Annotated in this window: 10 protein-coding genes; 5 read left to right on the top strand and 5 right to left on the bottom strand. The window is 42.0% G+C overall.

The window, feature by feature from the left end; all coding sequences use genetic code 11:
• Positions 1-260 precede the first annotated feature (260 nt).
• The 5 genes from H5185_RS19730 (at position 261) to H5185_RS19710 (ending at position 2388) form a co-directional block, all read left to right on the top strand.
• The gene (locus tag H5185_RS19730) at positions 261-920 is read left to right on the top strand and encodes a Bax inhibitor-1/YccA family protein (RefSeq protein ID WP_124015961.1); all 660 of its coding nucleotides are present in this window, start codon (positions 261-263) and stop codon (positions 918-920) included.
• A gap of 65 nt (positions 921-985) precedes the next feature.
• Positions 986-1375, top strand: a complete 390-nt coding sequence (tusD, locus tag H5185_RS19725; protein ID WP_182742941.1) for a sulfurtransferase complex subunit TusD — start codon at positions 986-988, stop codon at positions 1373-1375.
• Positions 1376-1394: 19 nt separating this feature from the next.
• A complete protein-coding gene (gene tusC / locus H5185_RS19720; RefSeq protein WP_182742940.1) occupies positions 1395-1751 on the top strand; it encodes a sulfurtransferase complex subunit TusC in 357 nt (118 codons plus the stop codon).
• Positions 1748-2056 (top strand): sulfurtransferase complex subunit TusB, encoded by a 309-nt coding sequence (gene tusB / locus H5185_RS19715; protein WP_182697190.1) that lies wholly within the window; start codon positions 1748-1750, stop codon positions 2054-2056. The genes tusC and tusB overlap by 4 nt, the downstream gene beginning before the upstream one ends.
• Entirely contained in the window at positions 2050-2388 is a 339-nt protein-coding gene (locus H5185_RS19710) for a TusE/DsrC/DsvC family sulfur relay protein (RefSeq protein ID WP_124015957.1), read from the top strand. Before tusB ends, H5185_RS19710 begins: the two co-directional genes overlap by 7 nt.
• Positions 2389-2729: 341 nt before the next feature.
• On the opposite strand, the gene serS is transcribed toward H5185_RS19710, so the two are convergent.
• The 5 genes from serS to H5185_RS19685 all read right to left on the bottom strand — a co-directional run.
• Positions 2730-4016 (bottom strand): serine--tRNA ligase, encoded by a 1287-nt coding sequence (gene serS, locus H5185_RS19705; protein ID WP_182742939.1) that lies wholly within the window; start codon positions 4014-4016, stop codon positions 2730-2732.
• Between the two features lie 18 nt (positions 4017-4034).
• Positions 4035-4409, bottom strand: coding sequence for a fluoride efflux transporter CrcB (gene crcB / locus H5185_RS19700; RefSeq protein WP_124015955.1), 375 nt, complete (start codon positions 4407-4409; stop codon positions 4035-4037).
• Complete coding sequence (locus tag H5185_RS19695) at positions 4402-5733, bottom strand: replication-associated recombination protein A (protein ID WP_182742938.1); 1332 nt, start codon at positions 5731-5733, stop codon at positions 4402-4404. Before H5185_RS19695 ends, crcB begins: the two co-directional genes overlap by 8 nt.
• Positions 5734-5740: 7 nt before the next feature.
• Positions 5741-6385 carry an outer membrane lipoprotein chaperone LolA gene (gene lolA, locus H5185_RS19690; protein WP_182742937.1) on the bottom strand — a complete coding sequence of 215 codons (645 nt, stop codon included), beginning with the start codon at positions 6383-6385 and terminating at the stop codon, positions 5741-5743.
• A gap of 11 nt (positions 6386-6396) precedes the next feature.
• The coding region (locus H5185_RS19685) for a DNA translocase FtsK (protein WP_259396263.1) at positions 6397-8470 on the bottom strand (2074 nt) is incomplete at its 5' end.

The raw sequence follows: 8470 nt of genomic DNA, 5'->3' as shown, positions 1-8470 counted from the left end.
GGGTATTAGATCACTTAGGTGACACTGAAAAACTGAAAAAAGAATGGCTTAGCTAAACAGATTATGCAAAATATGTTTTTGTTAATAACATTACTTATCGAATAGTTTATGATAAATTAGCGCCTATTAAGATGATGTTTGTTATGAATTAATTTTTGTTTAATGTACATTGCTTACGCTATAGAAAAGGATTTAGCTTCAGAGTGAGAAAGATTTTTTTCTCGTTGAGCAAATCATTGAGTTAACACCTGGAGACGATAATGAATCAACAATCAGTTATATCACCCAGTCTATCGACGACTGATGTCAATAAAATGCTAAAAAACACCTACATGCTTCTGGCGATGACATTGGCATTTTCTGCTGTTACTGCTGGTTTAGCCATGGCAATTAACCTTGGCCCAATGATGTCATTAGGTTTATCGCTTGGTAGCTTAGTATTGTTATTTGTGACCCTAAAAAAAGCCGATAGTGCTGCAGCCATATTTTGGGTATTTGCCTTTACGGGTATGCAAGGTGCGTCACTCGGTTATATTTTAAATCATTATGTTGGTATGGCGAACGGCCCAGGGCTTATCATGCAGGCGTTAGGCTTAACCTCAGTGATTTTCGTATCACTGTCGGCTTATGCACTAACCACCAAAAAAGACTTCTCATTTATGGGCGGTTTCCTATTTGCCGGTATGTTAGTGATGATCGGTGCTGTAGTGATTAATATTTTCGTCGGTAGTTCAGTATTATTTATGGCAATGAATGCGGGTATTGCATTGCTTATGACCGGTTTCATCCTCTACGACACTAGTCGAATCGTGAATGGCGGCGAAACCAACTATGTTCGCGCGACCATTTCATTGTACTTAGACTTTTTGAACTTGTTCATGAGCCTGCTACATTTGTTGGGTATGGGCAACGACGATTAATCGTCGATAGAGTTCATTGGTAAATTACGTTAAAATGACCCTACATTAGGGTCATTTTTTTTATAATGAGCAAATTCATCATTCAAGTAAACGGAAGTGTTTATGGCTCAACAGCCAGCTTTCGTGCGTTATCTTTTTGCCAAAGCGCATTAGCTAACGGTCATCAAATCATCAATGTCTTTTTCTATCAAGATGGCGTAACCAACAGTAATTCCCTTACTTGTCCGGCATCTGATGAAATAGATATGCACTCACATTGGCAAAATTTGTCAGCGCAACACGCAATACCATTAACCAATTGTGTTTCAGCAGCATTGCGTCGTGGCATACTCTCACCACAAGATGCATCAGAAAATGGTAAGCCACAATGGAATAGCAGTGACGCATTTACCATGGGCGGCTTAGGTGAATTAGTGGTCGGTATTGAACAAGCAGACAGATTAATTAGCTTTTAAGATATTTGTGGAATAGATAATGAAATCACTGGTGATTATTTTTAGACATGCACCTTTAGGCACCACGAGTACTCGTGAAGGGCTTGATTTTGCTATGCTCAGTGCCAGCTTTGAACAACAGGTGAGTATTGTGTTTACCAATGAAGCTGTATTGCATTTACTGGCAGGCCAAACACCTGAGCAAGCAGGATCGAAAGATTATGTGTCGGCGTTTAAAGCGCTATCTCTTTACGATATTGATACCGTATTGGTTTGCGCTGAATCAATGCACACATTAGGATTGCAGCCCAATGACCTCAGTATTGCGGCAACGGTAGCGACGCCAGAGATGATTAGGCAAACCCTGCAAGCGGCTGATGAGGTGCTAGTATTTTGATATTACATCATATCCAAGCATCAGTAATGAGTGACGATGCCTTAAGTACATGCCTGCGCTATATTCACCCTAAAGACAGTATTTTATTGTCTAGCGATGCGGTGAATTGTTTATTACAACCTCAATGGCAACAGCGTTTAGCAAATATTGCACTGTTTGTACTACAAGATGATGTTGTCGCTAGGGGGTTATCCGAACGCTTGATGATTATTTTAGCCAATAAAGCTGCGGGTGATTTTGATATTATTGACTATTCACAATTTGTTGAACAATCTTTGCGACACGATAAGGTGATAACTTGGTAAACTTTTTTGAATTTAATGGCCTGCAAATTGAAACCGATCATCAAGGCTATTTAAAAAATATCAATGACTGGCAAGAACCTATGGCAACTGTGATTGCCGCCACTGAGAACATTGAGTTAACCGAGCAACACTGGGAAGTTATCCGTTTTGTGCGTGATTTTTATCTAGAGTACAAAACCAGTCCTGCTATTCGTGTGCTGGTTAAAGCTATCGGTCAACGATTAGGAGCCGATAAAGGTAACTCCAAATATTTGTATACCTTATTTCCTGGGGGCCCGGCTAAGCAAGCAACCAAAATTGCTGGGCTGCCCAAACCCGCTAAATGTTTATAGTTAATTAAAGCCTACAAAAAAGCCCGCTTAAGATAACTTAAGCGGGCTTTTAAATAATTAACCTCGATAAAGGTTATTTAGGGAAAATGTTTTCTACCACTATCAATGCTGCTTGAGCTAGTTCAACAATTACCAACAAAATAAAAAAGAAGATAACTGATAAATAGATAAGCCTACGATTATCACGCCGACTTGAACCCATTGCTGGTTTACCAATCCTTATCAATAATGCTCAACTTAAACAAAGTGGCACCAATTTAAATACTCGAAGTAAGCCCAAATATAATGCGTTGTTACCTCACTCTGTGCTCATAGCAATAAGCACAGAGTGATTAGAAAACCTAGCCAATAACGCTTAAGCCGCCCATGTATGAACGTAATACCTCAGGTACTGTGATAGTGCCATCTTGATTCTGATAATTTTCAAGCACGGCAACTAATGTCCGTCCCACCGCTAAACCAGAACCATTTAAAGTGTGCAATAACGCGGGTTTGTTATCTACCTTGCTACGGTATCGAGCTTGCATTCTGCGTGCTTGGAAGTCTTTCATGTTTGAACACGATGAAATTTCACGGTAAGTATTTTGTGCTGGTAACCACACTTCAATATCAAATGTTTTACTTGAACCAAAGCCCATATCACCAGTACATAACACCATAGTGCGATGCGGCAAGTTTAATAACTGCAATACTTTTTCAGCATGTGCGGTAATTTCATCTAACGCATGCATTGAATTGTCTGGATGAGCAATTTGCACTAATTCGACTTTGTCGAATTGATGCTGACGGATCAAACCACGGGTGTCACGACCATAAGAGCCCGCTTCACTTCTGAAGCATGACGTTAATGCGGTCATTTTTATGGGTAGCTCACTTTCATCAACAATCATGTCGCGCACATAGTTAGTTAATGGCACTTCTGCGGTCGGGATAAGTGACAAGCCTTGGCCTTCTTCTGTTGCTGGTTTGGTGTGAAATAAATCTTCACCAAACTTAGGAAGCTGACCAGTACCTAATAAGCTGTCTTCATTAACCAATAGCGGTACATATGTTTCGCTATAGCCATGTTCAGTGGTGTGTAGGTCTAGCATGAACTGACCTAAAGCACGATTTAAACGGGCGATTTGGCCGCGCATGATAATAAAACGTGAACCAGTAATTTTAACGGCACTTTTAAAATCTAATCCACCGAGAGCTTCACCTAAATCTAAGTGATCTTTCACTTCAAAATCGAATGTTCTAGGTGTACCCCAACGACGCACCTCTACATTGTCATTTTCATCGGCACCAATTGGCACAGATTCATCAGGCAAGTTTGGTATGCTCATGGCGATGCTATTGATTTGTTGTAATAACTCAGCAAATTCAGCTTTCTTTGCATCAAGCTGCACACCTAAATCCCCTACCTGCGCCATAATGGAACTGGTATCTTCGCCACGAGCTTTAGCTTGACCAATCGACTTGGAGATCGCATTACGCGACGCTTGTAAGTCTTCTGTTTCTACTTGAAGCGATTTACGCTTTTCTTCAAGTTTGGTCAAATTATCAACCTCTAAAATAAAGCCACGAGTGGCTAAACGCTCGGCGGTGACGTCAAGATCATTACGCAAAAATTTTGGATCTAGCATGTTGTGAGTTCTTTTTAGTTAAACGCGAGAAAATATAAGTTGTTGACCTACATACACCATAAATAGACATAAGGTGACATTCAACAACACATTTAAAATAGCTTTATGCCATAAGCCTTCTTGCAACAGCAGTAAGGTTTCATTCGAGAAAGTTGAAAATGTAGTTAATGCTCCCAATAGGCCAATGCCAACTAGCGCTTTAATTTCAGGGCTAACATGACTTAACTGCCCTAGCGCATAAACTACGCCCATTAAAAACGATCCCAGTAGATTGACTAACAGTGTACCAAAAGGAAAACTGCTTCCAAATAGCTGGATCATAAAAATTGATAGAAGATAGCGTAAAACTGCACCAATTGAACCACCTAATGCCACCAAGATCACATTAGTCATAGCGTTTGTCCTCGCTTTGTTGATCAAGCTGACGCAATTGCACTAATTTATCTTGAATACGTTTTTCAAAACCTCTGTTCGTTGGCTGATAAAACTGGCTGTGTTGCAATGATTCAGGGAAGTAGTTTTCGCCGGCAGCATAGGCCGCTGGTTCATTATGAGCATAGCGATATTCTTTACCAAAACCGATTTCTTTCATCAATTTTGTCGGCGCATTACGCAGATGATTAGGCACAGGCTCGTGTCCAGTTTGCTTAGCAAGCTCACGGGCTTGATTAAACGCACTATAAACGGCGTTACTTTTGGGCGCGCTGGCTAAATACAACACGGCTTGAGCAATTGCGCGTTCGCCTTCAGCGGGTCCAATACGGTGATAACAATCCCATGCGTTAAGTGCAACTGTCATGGCAATAGGATCGGCATTACCAATGTCTTCTGAGGCAATGGCCAATAAACGACGAGCAACATATAAGGCATCGCCACCACCTTCTAAAATACGGCAATACCAATATAACGCCGCATCGGGCGCCGAGCCGCGAACAGACTTGTGTACTGCAGAAATTAAATCGTAAAATTGATCGCCATTTTTATCGTAACCCGCAGCTTGATGGCCCGCAACTTGAGTGAGCATCTCGGTGGTAAACGCACTTTCATCTGCAACTAAATCGCTCATTAACTCGATTAAATTAAGTGCTTTACGTGCATCGCCCTCGCTAATGTCGGCTAATTGCTTAGCTACTGCGCTGGGTAATGTTAATTGGCGTTTGCCTAAACCACGTTCAACATCAGTTAAAGCTTGAGTCACAATTAAGCTGATTTCATCGGAGCTTAAGCGATTAATAAGGTAAACGCGCGCCCGGGATAACAAGGCGTTATTAAGTTCGAATGAGGGGTTTTCAGTGGTAGCACCAATGAAGATAACCGTGCCATCTTCAATAAAGGGTAAAAATGCGTCTTGCTGGCTTTTATTAAAACGGTGTACTTCATCGACAAATAATAAGGTACGTTGACCGCGACTTTGAGCCACGGCTTTGGCTTGTTCAATCGCCGCACGGATCTCTTTCACCCCAGAAGTCACCGCAGAAATACGCTCAACATGGGCGTTAGCATAATGGGCAATAAGCTCAGCTAAGGTGGTTTTCCCGGTACCGGGCGGGCCCCACAGTAACATTGAGTGGGCTCGATTTGCCTCTAGCGCCTTACGCAGTGGCTGGCCCTCACCCAATAAGTGTGCCTGACCTATGTATTCACTAATATCCCTTGGGCGCATACGCGCAGCCAAGGGGCGAAAGTCTGGGGCGAAATCAAAACCTAAATTAGCCATAAACTTCTTAGTGAGCTTGCTTTAAGCGTTGATCGTCTATATCGACGTTATCAGGTACAGCAAAATTAAAGATATTGGTCTCGTCTACTTTTACGCTGCGCTGCTCAGTGAGCGAAAATTGGCTTAAATTACCTTGCTCGTCGGTTAAGTTAAATTTGACTAACTGCTTGGCGTCAAAACATACACTAACAGCAATAACGTTACTGTTGAGTTTCTTAGGCTGAATATCAAAACAGCTAGATGTCGCATTAATAACCCGTTTGGTGACTGAATATTTAGCCCATGTGGCTTCATCTCGATGCACTAACAAAGCCATCGGCGATGCATCAACCGCTTGAGCAACATCCATTACGGTTACTTCTTCAGCAAAGGGGTTATAAATCCATAAATTAGCGCCATCGGCCACAATCAAAGATTCATCTGGCTGAGTTAAATGCCAGTAAAATTGATTGGGATATGCCAGGGCAAATACACCGCTGCCAGTTTGGATTGGTTTATTATTAATGTCGGTAACTTGCTGGGAAAATGTCGCATGCAAACTATCAATGTTAGACAGTTTTGCTCTTAGCTCAGTGGCGTTATCGGCCATCGCGGCAAAGCAAGTTACGCTGGTGGTTAATAATAGGCTCAATACAGCAAAACGTTTATTCATTATCATTCCTATTATGATCTCGGTGGCGGTGGAGCCAATACTTCACGATTACCATTATGACCTTGAGCTGTCACAATACCTTGGCTTTCCATCATTTCAATAATACGGGCGGCACGGTTATAACCAATTTTAAATTTACGCTGTACGCTAGAAATAGAGCCACGGCGCGTTTCGGTAACAAACGCAACGGCATCATCATATAACGCATCTAACTCTTCTTCACTGTCTGATGTTTCACCGGGTAACAATACTTGCTCGCCATCGGTGGCGCCGTTAAGAATGTCGTCAATGTATTGCGGTTTGCCTCGAGCACACCAATCGGCAACCACTTTATGAACTTCATGATCATCAATAAACGCTCCATGAACACGATTAGGTAAACCGGTACCAGGTGGAAGATACAGCATATCCCCCATACCTAATAAGGTTTCTGCGCCTTGCTGATCAAGAATGGTACGAGAATCAATACGTGATGACACTTGAAACGCAATACGGGTTGGAATGTTAGCTTTAATCAAACCAGTGATCACATCAACCGATGGCCGCTGAGTCGCCAATATTAAGTGGATCCCTGCAGCACGAGCTTTTTGAGCAATACGGGCAATTAACTCTTCAACTTTTTTACCAACAATCATAATCATGTCAGCAAATTCATCAACCACCACCACGATAGATGGTAGCTTTTCAAGCGGCGGCGCATCATCTAACATACTTTCTGATGACTTCCATAATGGATCGGGAATGTACTCCCCTTTGGCGGCAGCATCTTTAATTTTGATGTTGTAACCTTTAAGATTACGAACCCCTAATGCCGACATTAATTTATAACGTCGCTCCATTTCACCGACACACCAACGCAATGCATTAGCAGCTTCTTTCATGTCGGTAACCACTTCACAGAGTAAATGTGGGATCCCCTCATACACAGATAATTCTAGCATTTTAGGGTCAATCATAATAAAGCGAACATCATCCGGGCCTGATTTATACAGTAAGCTGGTGATCATCGCGTTCACACCCACAGACTTACCAGAACCTGTCGTACCGGCAACCAATAGATGAGGCATTTTACCTAAATCAACCACAACAGGTTCACCGGCGATGTCTTGACCCAGCACCATAGATAATGTTGATTTGCTGTCTTTAAAAGCGGCAGAATCGAGCACATCACGCATAAATACGGTTTCACGGAATTTATTTGGCAACTCTAAACCGACATAAGCTTTACCAGGAATCACTTCAACGACACGCACGTTTTCAGATAATAATGAGCGGGCTAAGTCTTTCGAAAGATTGGTAATTTTAGAGGCTTTAACCCCAGGGGCTAATTCAAGCTCAAAGCGAGTAATCACCGGTCCAGGATACACGCCAACAACGTTGGCGATAATATTAAAATCCGCCAGCTTTGCTTCAACTAATCGAGCGACTTGCTGAAGTTCGGCTTCACTAATAGGGTTTTTCTTGCGATCAGGCACATCAAGCAAGGTAATGCTTGGTAAAGGATCCATTTTCTGGCGAGCTTGTTGCGTGGTTTGACCATCGATTACCACTACACCGTCAACAATTCTGGCTTCTTTTTTCGGTTTTTGTTGTGCAACTAATGCCCCCTTTGAATGAGGTTTGGCAAAAGCTTCCTCAAATGGTTCATCGCTATCAGAGTGATTCATACTCTGAGTAATATCGAGGTCATCATTGTCGTCGTCAAGATTGAAGTCAACGTCGTCTTTTGTCGTGACCCAAGGCGCAAATGGCGTGTCTTCATGATCAAATTGTATTGACGGTTCTTGACGATCGTCACTATCAAACTGTTGGTCATCAATGTCTGAAACCGCAATATCTTCAGCGGGTTTAGGCTTGCGACTAAAGAAGCTACGTTTCTTTTCTACAACCTGCGGTTTCTCGACTGCTTGTTTAATATGGATTGGCGTTTTAACCGGCTTGTTAGATTGAGCTCTTGTTGGCTCATGTTGATCATCCATTTCGTTACGACGTTGGGTAAATTTATCCACTAATGAAAGGAAGCCTTTAGTATCTTCGGTTTCTGTTTCACGTTTAAATAATTTAGGTAAATGCCATATTTTCTTG

The sequence above is a fragment of the Shewanella sp. SG44-6 genome (assembly GCF_014164185.1).
GTDB lineage: Bacteria > Pseudomonadota > Gammaproteobacteria > Enterobacterales > Shewanellaceae > Shewanella > Shewanella vesiculosa.
This window is presented reverse-complemented; position numbering and strand designations above follow the sequence as displayed.

Coding starts and splice junctions, on each gene's coding strand:
- H5185_RS19730 (WP_124015961.1), top strand. CDS start 261: ATGAATCAACAATCAGTTATATCACCCAGTCTATCGACGACTGATGTC.
- tusD (WP_182742941.1), top strand. CDS start 986: ATGAGCAAATTCATCATTCAAGTAAACGGAAGTGTTTATGGCTCAACA.
- tusC (WP_182742940.1), top strand. CDS start 1,395: ATGAAATCACTGGTGATTATTTTTAGACATGCACCTTTAGGCACCACG.
- serS (WP_182742939.1), bottom strand. CDS start 4,016: ATGCTAGATCCAAAATTTTTGCGTAATGATCTTGACGTCACCGCCGAG.
- crcB (WP_124015955.1), bottom strand. CDS start 4,409: ATGACTAATGTGATCTTGGTGGCATTAGGTGGTTCAATTGGTGCAGTT.
- H5185_RS19695 (WP_182742938.1), bottom strand. CDS start 5,733: ATGGCTAATTTAGGTTTTGATTTCGCCCCAGACTTTCGCCCCTTGGCT.
- lolA (WP_182742937.1), bottom strand. CDS start 6,385: ATGAATAAACGTTTTGCTGTATTGAGCCTATTATTAACCACCAGCGTA.